This window comes from Geodermatophilus saharensis (assembly GCF_900188205.1).
Taxonomy (GTDB): Bacteria; Actinomycetota; Actinomycetes; order Mycobacteriales; family Geodermatophilaceae; genus Geodermatophilus; species Geodermatophilus saharensis.
Genome location: NZ_FZOH01000008.1, coordinates 51,432 through 64,888, shown reverse-complemented (window position 1 = coordinate 64,888; position 13,457 = coordinate 51,432). Strand labels below are relative to the sequence as shown.

General features: G+C 76.1%; 15 protein-coding genes. 7 read left to right on the top strand and 8 right to left on the bottom strand.

Annotation, left to right across the window (positions count from 1 at the left end; translation table 11 throughout):
- Positions 1 to 113 precede the first annotated feature (113 nt).
- Both CHC04_RS18120 and CHC04_RS18115 read left to right on the top strand, forming a co-directional pair.
- Positions 114 to 1,097, top strand: a complete 984-nt coding sequence (locus CHC04_RS18120) for an anti-sigma factor RsbA family regulatory protein (RefSeq protein ID WP_176450086.1) — start codon at positions 114 to 116, stop codon at positions 1,095 to 1,097.
- A 44-nt stretch (positions 1,098 to 1,141) separates the two neighbouring features.
- On the top strand, positions 1,142 to 1,633 hold the full coding sequence (locus CHC04_RS18115; RefSeq protein WP_245817424.1) for a MarR family winged helix-turn-helix transcriptional regulator: 492 nt from the start codon (positions 1,142 to 1,144) through the stop codon (positions 1,631 to 1,633).
- Here the strand turns inward: CHC04_RS18115 and CHC04_RS18110 are convergent.
- Positions 1,630 to 2,643 carry an ATP-dependent DNA ligase gene (locus tag CHC04_RS18110; RefSeq protein ID WP_089405353.1) on the bottom strand — a complete coding sequence of 338 codons (1,014 nt, stop codon included), beginning with the start codon at positions 2,641 to 2,643 and terminating at the stop codon, positions 1,630 to 1,632. The genes CHC04_RS18115 and CHC04_RS18110 overlap by 4 nt on opposite strands.
- 238 nt (positions 2,644 to 2,881) lie before the next feature.
- Between CHC04_RS18110 and CHC04_RS18105 the strand changes: the two genes are divergently transcribed.
- Positions 2,882 to 3,454, top strand: a complete 573-nt coding sequence (locus CHC04_RS18105) for an NADPH-dependent FMN reductase (RefSeq protein ID WP_089405352.1) — start codon at positions 2,882 to 2,884, stop codon at positions 3,452 to 3,454.
- A 137-nt stretch (positions 3,455 to 3,591) separates the two neighbouring features.
- Here CHC04_RS18105 and CHC04_RS18100 read toward each other — a convergent pair whose 3' ends face one another.
- Entirely contained in the window at positions 3,592 to 4,122 is a 531-nt protein-coding gene (locus CHC04_RS18100) for an NUDIX domain-containing protein (protein ID WP_089405351.1), read from the bottom strand.
- 47 nt (positions 4,123 to 4,169) lie between these two features.
- Here CHC04_RS18100 and CHC04_RS18095 point away from each other — a divergent pair, with 47 nt between their 5' ends.
- Positions 4,170 to 4,724 (top strand): DnaJ family domain-containing protein, encoded by a 555-nt coding sequence (locus CHC04_RS18095; RefSeq protein ID WP_217897438.1) that lies wholly within the window; start codon positions 4,170 to 4,172, stop codon positions 4,722 to 4,724.
- Here CHC04_RS18095 and CHC04_RS18090 read toward each other — a convergent pair.
- Both CHC04_RS18090 and CHC04_RS24315 read right to left on the bottom strand, forming a co-directional pair.
- Complete coding sequence (locus CHC04_RS18090) at positions 4,657 to 5,025, bottom strand: nuclear transport factor 2 family protein (RefSeq protein WP_089405349.1); 369 nt, start codon at positions 5,023 to 5,025, stop codon at positions 4,657 to 4,659. The two genes, CHC04_RS18095 and CHC04_RS18090, sit on opposite strands and share 68 nt — an antisense overlap.
- Before the next feature lie 15 nt (positions 5,026 to 5,040).
- Entirely contained in the window at positions 5,041 to 5,478 is a 438-nt protein-coding gene (locus CHC04_RS24315; protein ID WP_089405348.1) for a hypothetical protein, read from the bottom strand.
- Positions 5,479 to 5,565: 87 nt separating this feature from the next.
- Here CHC04_RS24315 and CHC04_RS18080 point away from each other — a divergent pair, with 87 nt between their 5' ends.
- Both CHC04_RS18080 and CHC04_RS18075 read left to right on the top strand, forming a co-directional pair.
- A complete protein-coding gene (locus CHC04_RS18080) occupies positions 5,566 to 6,378 on the top strand; it encodes a helix-turn-helix domain-containing protein (RefSeq protein ID WP_089405347.1) in 813 nt (270 codons plus the stop codon).
- A gap of 40 nt (positions 6,379 to 6,418) precedes the next feature.
- Entirely contained in the window at positions 6,419 to 6,616 is a 198-nt protein-coding gene (locus CHC04_RS18075) for a hypothetical protein (RefSeq protein WP_089405346.1), read from the top strand.
- Between the two features lie 66 nt (positions 6,617 to 6,682).
- Here CHC04_RS18075 and CHC04_RS18070 read toward each other — a convergent pair whose 3' ends face one another.
- Positions 6,683 to 8,563 (bottom strand): hydantoinase B/oxoprolinase family protein, encoded by a 1,881-nt coding sequence (locus tag CHC04_RS18070; protein WP_089405345.1) that lies wholly within the window; start codon positions 8,561 to 8,563, stop codon positions 6,683 to 6,685.
- On the bottom strand, positions 8,563 to 10,644 hold the full coding sequence (locus CHC04_RS18065) for a hydantoinase/oxoprolinase family protein (protein WP_089405344.1): 2,082 nt from the start codon (positions 10,642 to 10,644) through the stop codon (positions 8,563 to 8,565). Before CHC04_RS18065 ends, CHC04_RS18070 begins: the two co-directional genes overlap by 1 nt.
- Positions 10,645 to 10,872: 228 nt before the next feature.
- On the opposite strand from CHC04_RS18065, the gene CHC04_RS18060 reads away from it, so the two are divergent.
- A complete protein-coding gene (locus CHC04_RS18060) occupies positions 10,873 to 11,733 on the top strand; it encodes a GGDEF domain-containing protein (RefSeq protein ID WP_089405343.1) in 861 nt (286 codons plus the stop codon).
- A 70-nt stretch (positions 11,734 to 11,803) separates the two neighbouring features.
- On the opposite strand, the gene CHC04_RS18055 is transcribed toward CHC04_RS18060, so the two are convergent.
- Positions 11,804 to 12,232: a DUF1707 SHOCT-like domain-containing protein gene (locus CHC04_RS18055; protein ID WP_176450085.1), complete on the bottom strand. Its 429-nt coding sequence runs from the start codon at positions 12,230 to 12,232 to the stop codon at positions 11,804 to 11,806.
- Between the two features lie 73 nt (positions 12,233 to 12,305).
- A complete protein-coding gene (locus tag CHC04_RS18050) occupies positions 12,306 to 13,418 on the bottom strand; it encodes a winged helix DNA-binding domain-containing protein (RefSeq protein WP_089405341.1) in 1,113 nt (370 codons plus the stop codon).
- Positions 13,419 to 13,457 lie beyond the last annotated feature (39 nt).

Genomic DNA, 13,457 nt, shown 5'->3' with positions numbered 1-13,457 from the left:
GAATGGGCCGGGAGCAGTCCGGGCCGGAGGCTGTCGAGGGGCCAGTGGACCAACGGGCAGGAACCTCCGTCACGCGGGCGGAGCCTGGGCGCGGAACGCCTGCAGGGCACGCCGTGGCGCCCGCCGCCGGCGGCCTGGTCCACACCGCCGCCCTCGTGCACTCCGCCGGTGAGGCCGTCGAGGTCGCCGCGGCGTTCCTCGAGGAGGGGCTGCGTGCCGGGGACCTGCCGGTGTTCGCCGGCTCGCCCGACACCGCCGACGCCGTCCGCCGGGCCCTCGGTCTCCACGGTCGCGCCGTGGTCGAGGAGGACCCCCGCATCTGCCTGATCGGCGCCCGGGCGCCCGACGCGGTGGCCGTTGTCCGGCGCCTGCTCGAGCGCGCCGCGGGCAGCGGGTCGGGGCGGCTGCGGGTCGCCGCGGAGCCCCGGTACGACGCCGACCCCCGGCGCTGGCGCGAGGTCCGCCGCTACGAGGCGGCGGTCAACGCGCTGGCCGCCACCGCCCCGCTGACCCTGCTGTGCCTCTACGACCGGCAGCGGCTGCCCGCCCAGGCCCTCGAGACCGCCCGGCTGGCGCACCCGGAGCTGCTCATGGGCGGCCTGCGGGTGGCCAGCTCCGAGTACCGCCGGCCCGACCGGTGCCTGCGCGAGCTCGCCGTCGTCCGGGAGCCGGTGGAGGCGGGCGAGCCGGTGTACGCCGTCGACGGCGTCCCGGCGCTGCCCGCGCTGCGCGGTGACCTGCGGCGGGTGCTGGCCGCCGTCGTCCGCGACCCCGACCAGTGCGCCGACCTGCACCTGGCCGCCAGCGAGGTGGCCGCCAACGCCTTCCGCCACGGCCGGCCGCCGGTCTCGGCGCGGGTGTGGGCCGACGACACCTCGGTGGTCTGCACGATCACCGACTCCGGTGCCGGCTTCGACGACCCGCTAGCCGGCTTCGTCCCCGCGCACGGCGACGACCTCGGCGCGGGCGGCATGGGGCTGTGGCTGGCCCGCAAGCTGTGGGACTCCGTCGACCTGCTCCCCGGCTCCACCGGCGGCCTCACCGTGCGGCTGGCCACCACGCTGCGGCACGCGGAGGCCGGGCGCGGCGCGGCTTGACGCCCGCGATCTCTCACTGCTGAGGTACCGGGGTGGAGGATGCCGTGGACCTCATCCTCGAGCAGTGGGCCCGCGAGCGACCCGACCTGGACTGCTCGCCGATGGGGGTCATCGGCCGGATCACCCAGCTGCAGCGCGAGGTGCACCTCGCCCAGCGGGCCACCTTCGCCCGGCACGGCCTCGACGCGCCGTCCTTCGACGTGCTGGCGGCTCTGCGCCGGGCGGGGGAGCCCTACCAGCTGACGCCCACCGCGCTCATGCGCACCGCCCTGGTGACCTCCGGCGCCATCACCCAGCGGCTGGACCGCCTCGAGGAGCGCGGGCTGATCACCCGCACGCGCAGCGAGGCCGACGGGCGGGCCGTCGTCGTCACGCTGACCCCGGCGGGCCGGCGGGCGCTCGACGCGGCGCTCCCCGACCACCTCGACACCGAGCGACGCCTTCTGGCCGGGCTCAGCGACGACGAGCTCGCGGAGCTGGCCGGGCTGCTGCGCCGCTTCCTGGTGACGCTGGGACGGCTGCCGCAGCGCCCCTAGCCGGCGGGCGGCACGTCCTCCGGGCGCAGGTCCGAGCGCACCCGCACGAAGCGCAGGGGGTGCCGGAACACCCCGGCGGTGAGGGCGGCGTCGGCGCTGACCTCCACGACCGCGACCGGGTCGACCCGGGTGACGGGGACCGACAGCCGCCCGCCGCCGAAGCGGCCGGTGCCGATCCGGTCGGGCCACGGGTGGTCGGGGCCGGCGGGGGAGAGGACGGCGGCGAGCTCGGCGGCCTGCGCGGGGGAGAGCGGGGCGGTCCGGCCGACGACGACGAGCCCGCCGTCGCGGTAGCGCCCGGCGACGAGCTGCGAGGGGCGCTCCAGCGGGCCGATCACGCCGCCGGCGAGGACCTCCGTGGTCTCCCACGACTTCACCTTGAGCCACTCGCGGCGGCCCCCGGCGTAGCGGGTGGCCGCGCCCTTGGCGACCAGTCCCTCGATGCCCAGCGGGCGCAGGTCGGCGGCCCACCGGCGGGCCTCGGCGGGGTCGGCGGTGACCGGCGAGAGCTGCATCGGCGGCGCCCACCGCTGCGCCAGCTCCTCGAGCGCGGCACGGCGGGCCCGCAGCGGGCGGCGGCGCTGGTCGGTCCCGCCGGCGGCGAGCAGGTCGAAGGCGACGTAGGAGGCCGGGTGCGCCGCAGCCAGCGCGGCCATCCGCGACGGCGAGGTGACCAGCCGCCGCTGCAGCAGGCCGAAGTCGAGCCGCTCGCCGCCCCAGACGACCACCTCGCCGTCGAGGACCGTGCCGGCGGGGACCTGCGCGAGGGCGGCCGCGGCGAGGTCGGGGAAGCGGTCGGTGAGGTCGCGGCCCTGCTTGGACCACAGCCGCGTGCCGGTGGCGTCGCGGACGACGACCAGCCGGTAGCCGTCCCACTTGGGCTCGTAGCGGCAGCCGCCGGGCAGCGCGTTCGCCGTCGGCAGGTCCCGGACGGGCTTGGCCAGCTCCACCGCCACGGGCCCGGCCAGGTCCGGCGGCAGGCCCGGCAGGCCGGGGACGGAGAGCGGCACCCGGTCAGCGTCGGGCCTCCCCGGCTCCGGCGCAGGCCCCTGAGCTGCCGGCTCACCCCTTCAGGGCACGTCGCGACGCTGCGCGACGGTCGGGGAGCCGGGCAGGAGCGGTGCGGCGGTGTCCAGGCACGATCGGGTCACGGGGCTGCGGCGGACGTCACGCCCCGTGCCGGAAGCGGTTGGTGCAGGCAACCGTTGTGCGTCGACGAGTCCGCCGTCGTCCCCCGAGGAGCGCACCGTGTCCCGTCCCGTCCTGCAGGTGGTCGCCGCCAGCACTCGCCCCGGCCGCCGCGGCATCGCCGTCGCCCGCTGGGTGCAGCGCCTGGCCGAGGCCCACGGCGCCTTCGACGTGGAGCTCGTCGACCTCGCCGAGGTGGGCCTGCCGGTGTTCGACGAGCCGCACCACCCGCGGCTGCGGGACTACACCCACCAGCACACCCGGGACTGGAGCGCGACGGTGGACCGCGCCGACGCCTTCGTCTTCGTGACGCCGGAGTACAACCACTCCGTCCCGGCCGCGCTGAAGAACGCGCTGGACTACCTCGCCCTCGAGTGGGCGGACAAGCCGGCCGGGCTGGTCACCTACGGCGGCGTCTCCGCGGGCCTGCGCGCGTCCGTGGCGCTCAAGCCGGTGCTCGGCGCGCTACGGGTGCACACGGTGCCCGAGGCGGTGTCGGTGCCCTTCTTCGCCCAGTTCCTCGACGCCGACGGCGAGTTCGTGCCCAACGCCGAGCTCGAGGCCGGCGGCAAGGCGATGCTCGACGAGCTGGCGCGGGTCACCCCCGCCCTGCGTTCCCTCCGCGCCGCGTAGGTGCCTCTGTCGCGCTGATGGCCCCCCGAGGGTGCCTCTGTCGCGCTGATGGCCCCCCGAGGGTGCCTTTGTCGCGCTGATGGCCCCCCGAGGGTGCCTTTGTCGCGCTGATGGCCCCCCGGGGTGCCTTTGTCGCGCTAATGGCTCCCCCTCAGGAGGAGCAGGGCGTAGGCGGCGAGGGAGGGGCCGTCGGTGAACCGGCCCTCGGCGATCATCGTCCGCAGCTCGGTCGCCGGCACGAACGCCGTCACCATGTCCGCCTCGGTGGCCTCGCGGGCGGTCGGGCCGGACGTCAGGCCGGTGGCCAGCCAGACGTCGAACTCCTGCGTCGACAGTCCCGGGGCGAGGTCGAGGTGGCCCAGGTGCTCGAGCCGCTCGGCCCGCAGCCCCGTCTCCTCGGCGAGCTCCGCGCGGGCCAGCTCCTCGGGGGTACCCCCGCTGCCCGCGGTCCAGGTGCCCTGCGGGAACTCCCATGCGCGGCGCCCGATCGGGTGGCGGAACTGCTCGACCAGCCAGAACCCGTCCCGCTCGGCGGCCAGGACGATCGCGAAGTGCGGCTTCTCGACGACGGAGTAGACCCCGGTCGACCCGTCGGCCCGCTCCACGGTGTCCTCCCGCAGCCGGATCCAGGGGTTGCGGTAGATCTCCCGGCTGCCCGTGGTCCGCATGCAGCCGAGCCTGGCAGAGGCGGACGATGGGGGCAGGAGGTGAGCGGGTGACCGAGCGCAAGCCGGCCGGGGTCTCGTTCGAGACCTGGGTGGAGCGGCAGATCGGCCAGGCCCAGGAGCGCGGGGACTTCACCGGGCTGCGCGGCGCGGGGCGGCCGCTGCCGGCCTTCGACCCCGACGAGACCGTCTACGACTGGGCGGTGGCCAAGGCCCGCCGCGAGGGCATCACGCCGGCGGAGATGCTGCCGCCCGGGCTGGCGCTGCGCCGGGAGCGCGACGACCTGCCCGCCCGCGTCGCGGCACTGCCGTCGGAGGCCGCCGTCCGCGCCGTCGCCGAGGACTACAACGCCCGCGTCGAGGCATTCTGGCGGCGGCCGCAGGAGAGCCGCTGGTCGCCGGTGCCGGGGCTGGCCGACGTCGAGGCGCTGGTGGAGGGCTGGCGGCGGGACCGCCCGCCCCCACCGCCGCCGCGGGTGGAGGAGGCCCGGGTCGAGCCCCCGCCTCGCCGCCCGTGGTGGCGGCGGGGTGTGACGGTCAGGCCGGTGACGGCACCCGGTCGAGGAAGCCGAGCACGGTGCGGATGCGGCCGTCGTCGTCGGTGACGGCGACGTCGAACCCGGTCACCGGCGGTTCGGTGCCGGCGGGCCCGAGGTGCCACGTGAAACGCAGCTGTCCGTGGTGGGCGTCGGCGGGGCCGGCGAGGCGGAAGACGAACCCGGGGAACTGCGCCTGGACGGCGGCGATCAGGCCGTCGAGGCCGTCGCGCCCCTCGACGTCGGCCAGCGGGTCGGTGTAGCGGACGTCCGCGGTGAACAGGTCGTCGACCAGCGCCCGGCGTGCGGCGGGGTCGGTCTCGTTCCAGGCGGCCAGGTAGCGGTCGGCGAGGTCGGTCGTGGCGGTCATGGGTCTCTCCTCCGGTCAGCGGGTGCGCAGGGCGGTGAGCTGCAGGGCGGCGAAGCCGGCGACGACGGCGGCCTGGAGCAGGGCCCAGGCGGTGCCGGCGGCCGTGAGGTCGAAGCGGTCCGTGGCGACGGCGGCGACGCTGCCGGCCACCCACAGCACGTTGGCGCCGACGACGGCCTCGACGGCCCCCAGCGGCACCGGACGGCGGGCGCCGACCAGCGCGACGCCGGCGGCGAAGACGAGCAGGAAGCCGCCGAGCCCGCGCAGCACGCCCGGGGGGATGCCGAGCAGGCCGGTCAGCAGCGGGGCGGCGGCGAGGTAGGCGGCGCCGTTGGCGCCGGTGACGACGGCGTCGAGGCGCAGCGCCGGCCGGAGCAGGTCGCGGGGGCGGCGGGTGGCGGTGGCGGTGGCGGTGGCGGTGGAGGTGGAGGTGGAGGTGGCGGTCGTGGTCATGGCGACGACCGTGCCGCCGCCGGGGAAGGGCGTCGATTACCCGTCAGGTAGGCGACGCCGGACGCCGCCGTCGCTAGCGTCCGCGGCGTGACCGCCACCGTCACCGCGCCGTCCGTCGGGGCGCTGCTGCGCGGCTGGCGGCAGCGCCGCCGGCTCTCCCAGCTGGACCTGGCCCTCGACGCCGGCGTCTCCGCGCGGCACCTGAGCTTCCTCGAGACCGGCCGGTCGCGGCCGAGCCGGGAGATGCTGCTGAGGCTGGCCGAGCGGCTCGAGGTGCCGCTGCGGGAGCGCAACGAGCTGCTGCTGGCCGCCGGCTTCGCCCCCGCCTACGGCCGCCGTGCCCTCGACTCCCCGGACATGGCCGCGGTCACCCGCGCCCTCGACCTGGTGCTGACCGCGTACGAGCCGTACCCCGCGCTGGTGGTGGACCGGTCCTGGGAGCTGGTCACGGCGAACTCGAGCGTGGCGCTGTTCCTCGACGGCGTCGCCCCGCACCTGCTCGAGCCCCCGGCCAACGTGCTGCGGCTGAGCCTGCACCCCGAGGGGCTCGCGCCGCGGATCGCGAACCTGCCGCAGTGGCGGGCGCACGTGCTGCACCGCCTGGGCCGCGAGGCGCACCTGACCGGCGACCCCGGGCTGGCCGCGCTGCACCGCGAGCTGTCGGCGCTGCCGGGCGGAACGGACCGTTCGACGCCCGACGGGATCGCGGTACCGCTGCGGGTGCGTGCCGGTGGGGAGGTGCTGTCCTTCCTCAGCACGGTGACCACCTTCGGCACCGCCGTCGACCTCACCGCCGCGGAGCTGTCGGTGGAGGCGTTCCTGCCCGCCGACGAGCGCACCGCCGAGGTGTTGCGGGCCGCGCGTTCACCGGTGGCGAACCCGCGCCTGCCCGGCGGGTGACGGGGTAGGGGAGGCTGCACCCGATCCGCGAGGAGGACCCATGACCGAGGTTCCGGGCACCGACCGCGACCAGGCGCGGGAGAACGTGCTGCACGAGACCCCGCTCGTCCCCGAGGACGTCGAGGCGGCCGGCGACGACGACCCGCGCACCACCGACCACCCGAGCTACCACGGCACCGACGGGGAGACCGGCGAGGAGGTCAAGCCCCCGCCGCACAGCACCGAGCTCGACACCTGACCCGCCGGCGCTCGTGCTCTGCCCCCGGGGGCGGGGCAGAGCACGAGCGTGCTCAGGGGACCGTGCTCACAGGACGTCGAACTCGTTGGACGTCGCCCCGCCCGACAGCAGCGCGTAGCCCGGGCCGCGGTCGAAGAACGGCTCGTCCCCGGTGCGGGCCGCGCGCACCTGCGCGCGCAGGGCGTCGGTCGCCTCGAGGTCGGCGGTGCCGTCGTCCCGGACGACGACGCCGTAGTCCTCGCGGGCGCCGGTGACCGAGACCTTGCGCCAGGCGACGTCGCGCAGCACCTCCTCCACCGGGCGGTCCAGGGGGTCGCCCCACCCGCCGCCGCCGGTGGTGCGGATGCGCACGACCGTGCCGGCCGGCAGCGGCTCGGCGTCGGCGAGGGCGTCGACCTCGCGCTCGTCGGGGCCGCCGGGGTCGACGGTGACCTGGAACGGCCGTCCCGCCTTCCCGCCGTTGACGCCCCAGCAGGACAGGATCGAGCGGTCGGCGATGGACATGAAGTGCGCGTCGCGCAGCACCCGGATGTGCTTCTCGTAGCCGCAGCCGCCCCGGTAGCGGCCCGGTCCGCCGGAGTCCAGCGCCAGCCCGAGGCGCTCCACGCGCAGCGGGAACCGCGACTCGGTGAACTCCGTGGGCAGGTTCCGCGAGTCGGGGACGACGTGGATGGTGTCCTCGCCGTCGGCGTAGTACCGCCCGCCGGACCCGCCGCCGAGCACCTCGCGCATGAGGTAGGGACGGCCGTCGAGGTCGGTGCCGTAGACGCCGGTGTAGCGGATCGTCTCCTGGTCGGCGGGCATGCGGCCGCCGGTGGCCTTGGCCAGCACGCCGGCCAGCACGCCGAGCAGCCGCAGGATGACGAACGTGCGGGCGTTGGTCGGCGCCGGGAAGACCGGGGTGAGCAGCGTGCCCTTCTCGGGGAACCGCATCTCGATGAGTGGGACGACGCCCTCGTTGACGTCGAGCTCGGCCATCCGCTCCGGCGTCTCGGCGAGGTTGCGCAGGATCGGCGCCAGCCACTTCTTGAGGAAGTTGCCGTCGGCGTAGTCGCCGCAGTGGTTGATCGGGCCCTTGGCCTGCGGGCCGGTGCCCGTGAAGTCGATGACCAGCGGCACCTCGCGGGAGGAGTCCATGGTGAGCGTGATCCGCTGCCGGTGCAGCTTGGGCTCCTCGACGCCGTCGTGCTCGGCGTAGTCCTCCCACACGTAGGTGCCGTCGGGGATCCGGGACAGGATCTCCCGCCGGTAGACCTCGGTGGAGTTGGCCAGGATCGCGTCGAAGCAGGCCTCGACGGCGGCCACCCCGTAGCGGTCGAACAGCTCGCCGAGCCGCCGGGCGCCGGCCAGGCAGGCCGAGCACTCCGCGTCGAGGTCGGCGGCGAGCGAGTCGGGCATCCGCGAGTTGCGGGTCATGATCTTCAGCGCGCTCTCGTTGGGCACGCCGCGGTCCCACAGCTTGATCGGGGGGACCATCAGGCCCTCCTCGTACACGCTGGTCGCCGCGCTCGGCATCGACCCGGGCACCGCCCCGCCGATGTCGTCGTGGTGGCCGAAGGCCTGCACGAAGGCGACGACGCGCTCCTCACCGTCCGCGTGGGCGAACACCGGCACGGTCACGCACAGGTCGGGCAGGTGCCCGATCCCTCCCTCGGAGAGGTAGACGTCGTTGTGGAAGAACACGTCGCCGGGGCGCATGGTCTCGATCGGGTAGTCGCGCACCACCGGGTGCACCAGCGCCGAGTAGGAGCGGCCGGTGAGCTTGCGCAGTTGCCGGTCGTGGATGCCGGCGCGGAAGTCGTGCGCGTCGCGGATCATCGGCGAGCGGGAGGTCCGGCCGATCGCCGTCTCGACCTCCTTCTCGATCGCCGCGAGGGTGCCCGCGACGATCTCCACGAGCACCGGGTCGGCGGCGGAGGTGCCGTTGTCGCGATAAAGGCTGTCCATCAGGCCCTCTCCAGCAGCAGGTTGCCGAACCGGTCGACGGTCGCGGTGAAGCCGGGGTGCACCGGCACGGTGGAGCCGAACTCCTCCACCACCGCCGGGCCGGCGACGACGTCGCCCGGCGCCAGCCGCGTGCGGTCGTAGGTGGGGGTGTCGGCCCAGGCGTCGGCCCCGTCGTCGCCGAAGAGGACCGGCCGCGAGCCGGTGACGGCGCGCTCGACGCCGCCCTCGGCGGCCGGGAGCCCGGGCAGGTCGGGACGGCGGATCGGGCCGATCCCGGTGACCCGCAGGTTCACCCACTCGACGGCCTGGCGTGGGTCGGCGGCGAAGTCGTAGCCGTAGAGCTGCCGGTGGGCGGCGTGGAAGGCCTGCGCCACCGTCTCGGCCGCGGCGGCGTCGAGGTCGCCGTCGGGGACGGGTACCCGCACCTCGAAGGCCTGGCCGACGTAGCGCAGGTCGGCGGTGCGCTGCACCCGCTGCTCGCCGCGGCCGAAGCCCTCGCCGTCCAGCGACTCCCGGGCGCGGTCCTCCAGCCCGGCGAACAGCGCGCGGACCCGGTCGAGGTCGAGGTCGGCGTGCCGGCTGATCGCCGTCTGCACGTGGTCGTTGCGGACGTCGACGGTGAGCAGCCCGAACGCGCTGACGTTGCCGGGGTTCGGCGGCACCAGCGTGCGCGGCAGACCGAGGACGTCCATGAGCCGGCAGGCCAGCAGCGACCCCGAGCCGCCGAAGGTGGTGAGGGTGAAGTCGCGGACGTCGAGGCCCCGGGCCACGGTCACCTGGCGCAGCGCGTTGGCCTGGTTCCACGCCGAGATCTCCAGGATGCCGAGCGCCGTGCGCTCCAGCGACAGCCCCAGCTTCCCGCCGAGCTCCTCGAGCCCGGCGCGGGCGGCGTCCACCGAGAGCGGGATCTCCCCGCCGAGCAGGTGCGGGGGGATCCGGCCGAGGACGACGTGGGCGTCGGTGACGGTCGGCTGGTCGCCGCCGTCCGGGTAGCACATCGGGCCGGGGTCGGCGCCGGCCGACTTCGGGCCCACCTTGAGGGTGCCCTCGGGGGACAGCCACGCGATCGAGCCGCCGCCGGCGCCCACGGTGACGACGTCGATCATCGGGATCTTCGACGGGTAGTCGCCGACCGAGCCCTCGGTGGTCAGCGCCGGCTCGCCGTCGACGACGACCGTGACGTCGGTGGAGGTGCCGCCGCCGTCGCAGGTCAGCACCCGGTCGAAGCCCGCCGTCCCGGCGATGAGCGCGGCCCCGAGCGCGCCGGCGGCCGGGCCCGACAGCATCGTGGTGATCGGCTGGTGCACCACCTCGGCCGCCGACAGCACGCCGCCGTTGCTCTTCATCACGTAGAAGGGCACGCCCTGGGCGATCTCGTCCAGGCGGGTGCGGATGTTGGTGACGTAGGCGCCGACCCGCGGCTTGACCGCGGCGTCGACCAGCGTGGTCACCGACCGCTCGTACTCGCGGTACTCGCGCAGCACCTCCGAGCTGATCGACACGACGGCGGCGGGGTGCTCCTCGCGCAGCACCTCCAGCATGGCCCGCTCGTGGGCGTCGTCGGCGTAGGCGTGCAGGAAGCAGACGCCGATCGTGGTGATGCCGGCGTCGCGGAAGAACCGGGCCGCGGCGACGGCGTCGTCGCGGTCGAACGGGCGCACCTCGGCGCCGGTGTGGTCGAGCCGGCCGCGGACGGTGCGCACCAGGTCGGCGGGGACGATCCGCGGCGGCTTGACCCAGAAGTAGCTGTTGCCGTAGCCGTCGGGCACCGACTGCCGGGCGATCTCCAGCACCGACTCGTAGCCCTCGGTGGTGACGAACCCGATCCGGTCGAGCCGGCCCTCGAGCAGCTGGTTGGTGGCCACGGTCGTGCCGTGGCTGACCGCGGTCACCGCGCTGCCGTCGAGGCCCAGCAGGCCGAGGACCTTGCGGACCCCGGTGAGGAAGCCCTCGGCGGGGTCGGCCGGGGTCGACGGCGTCTTCGTCGTCGTCGTCGCCCCGGTCTCCTCGTCGACGGCGACCACGTCGGTGAACGTGCCCCCGGTGTCGATCCCGATCCGCACCCGGCGCGCCGCTGCCATGCCCGGATACCTTAGTGCTGAGACATCGGGCTCCGGAAGAGCCGCGCCGCACGCCGCCCCGCCGGATCGGAGGGCGCGGGAACCGGGTGCCGACGATCGACGTGGAACTGTGACCGTGATCTCATCGCGGTGTCGGGGAGGAACGGCGGGGGAGGGGCCGACGTGGGCGACGAGGGGGCCGGCGACCGGGCCGGGGCACGCGGCGGTGAGCGCGGCGTGCCGGGCTGAGTGGACGACCGACTGGCGCAGGCGTTCGTCGAGGGCACCGACGCCCTCGTCACCGTCGTGGGCGCCGACGGGCGGATCCTGCTGGCCAACCCGGCGCTGCAGCGGTTCACCGGCCGCTCCGCCGACCGGCTGCTGGGCCGGCGGTTCTGGGACGTGTGGGTGGCCCCCGAGCACCGGGAGCTGGCCCGCGACGCGCTCGAGCGGGCGGTGTCGACCGGGCGGGCGTACCCGCAGGAGGGTGACTGGCTGACCGGCGAGGGCACCCGCCGGCTGGTGTCGATGCGCAACAACGTGCTGCGCGGGCCCGACGGCCGGCCCTTCGCGGTGGCCTGCGTCGGCGTCGACGTCACCGAGCAGCGGCGCCGGGAGGAGCAGCTCGCCCAGCGGGCCTGCACCGACCGGCTCACCGGCATCGCGAACCGGCACACCTTCTTCGAGGAGCTCACCCGGCGGCTGGACCCGGGGTCGGCGGACCCGTGCGGCGTGCTGTTCTGCGACCTCGACGGCTTCAAGGGGGTCAACGACGTGCACGGGCACGGCGTCGGCGACACGGTGCTGGTGGAGGTCGCGGCCCGGTTGCGGGCGGCGGCCGGGCCGGCCGACGTCGTCGCCCGGTTCGGGGGCGACGAGTTCGTGCTGCTCTCCCCCCGCTGCGACGAGACCGACGTCGGCGAGCTCGCCGCGCTGGTGTCCGAGCAGGTGGCCGTTCCGGTGCCCACGGTGGCCGGCCCGCTGCGCGTCGGCATGAGCGTCGGCGGTGCGGTCGGCCGACCGGGGGACACCCCCGACGACGTCGTGGCCCGCGCCGACCGGGCGATGTACGGGGCGAAGACGCGGCGGCGCCGGCGCTCCGAGCGCTGACGAAGGACTCCCTCGCCCCCCTCCGCTCGCAGGCTCGCGGCGGGTCCCTGCGAGGGGGCCGTTCCACCACCTACGGGCGGGGGCGGCCGATCCCGGTGGCGTAGAGGACGGCGAGCACCGCGCCCGACGGCGCCAGCCAGACGAACCAGGGGTAGGCCGGGCCGCCGTTGCCGAGGGACACCAGCAGCCAGACGACGACGTTGACCGCCACCACGCAGGCCCACACCGTGGCCAACGCCCGCATGGCGGTGCCACCGGGGGTGCCGGAGAAGACCCGGTGCCGCGGTGCCGGCGGCGGCGGGGGCGGGGGCTCGGGCAGGTCCCGGGTCACCTGCTGCAACTCGCCGCGGGTGCGCGCCGCCCACACCGCCTGCAGCCGCTCGTCGAACTCGTGCAGGTCGAGCTGGCCGGCGCCGACCGCCCGGTGCAGCCGGTCCTGCACCGCTCGCCGCTCGACGTCGGACACCCGGAGGTCTGCGGTGCGGACCGGTTCCGTCATGGCGCCCATCGTGGCAGTCCGGGGACGGCCGGCGGGTCCGTCGTCCGGTGGACGGCCGGTGCGGCGGACCCGCTCAGGAGACCTCGACCGCCTTCAGCCGGACGCCGCGGGAGGCGGCCAGCCGCTCGGCCTGCTCGCCGACGGCGTCCCGGACGGCGGGGGTCAGCGGCCGCCAGGGCTCGACGGCGACGGTCAGCGACGACCCGGCCTTGCGCGGCCGCCACAGCCCCACCACCTCCCCGTCGGCCAGCACCGCGCCCGGGCGGCCGAGCACCGGCCACAGGGCCGTGCGGTGGGCGGGGTCGGCGACGAGGGTCTCCCGGTCGCGGCCCTGCAGGAACAGGTCGAACGGGCCCAGCAGCCGGGTGCCGCGTGCCGGTCCCGCGCCCAGCCGGTCGGCGTCGGCGGCGAGCAGCCAGCGCCGCTGCCCGTCCACCTCGACCTCGACGGCGTCGCCGGGCCAGTGCGCGGTGACGTCCTTCACCGCCGCGTCGAGGTAGCCGGCCACGTGCTGGCGGGTGGCCGGGCCGAGCAGGTGCAGGTACCCGCGGACGACGTCGAGGCGGTCGGGGACGGTGCCGGCCGGCGTGAAGCCGGGCACCGGCTGCAGCACCGGCGGCGAGGTGCCCGGCCGCAGTTCCAGCCCGGCGCGCAGCGCCGCGAGGCGGAAGGGCTGCTCGTAGAGGTGGACCGCGCCGCACGGGCGGCACCACCGGTTGTACGGGCCGGGCCCGTCGGCGCCGGCGAGTGCGTCGGAGAGCCGGCGCGACATCTCGCCCTTGACCACCGGCGCGGTGACGATCTCCCGCATCCGAGCGGCGATGGTGTCCAGCGCGGTGAGCACCGGGATGCCGGCCGCCGCGAGCGGCTTGGCCGCGTCGAAGACCCGCTTGGCCGCGTCGGCCTCGGAGAACGGCGCGGTCGCGGTGGCGACGGCGGGCAGGTCGGCGCGCCGGTACAGGTGCGGCGCGCCGCGCAGCGTCCAGGCGAGGGCCAGCTCGGCCGGGTCCACCGCCGCGACGTCGACCCCGCGGACCGCCAGCGCCCAGAGCGCGCCGTCGGGGCCGGTGTCCTGGACGCCGAGGTCGAGCACCGCGGTGTCGGCGACGGTGCCGGCGTCGCGGTCCAGCTGCTGCACGGCGACGCGGTACGCCAGCACGTCGCGGGGGGACGCCGTCCGGGTCACGGCCGCACGCTAGCGCCGCGCACCGACGGCACCCGGCGT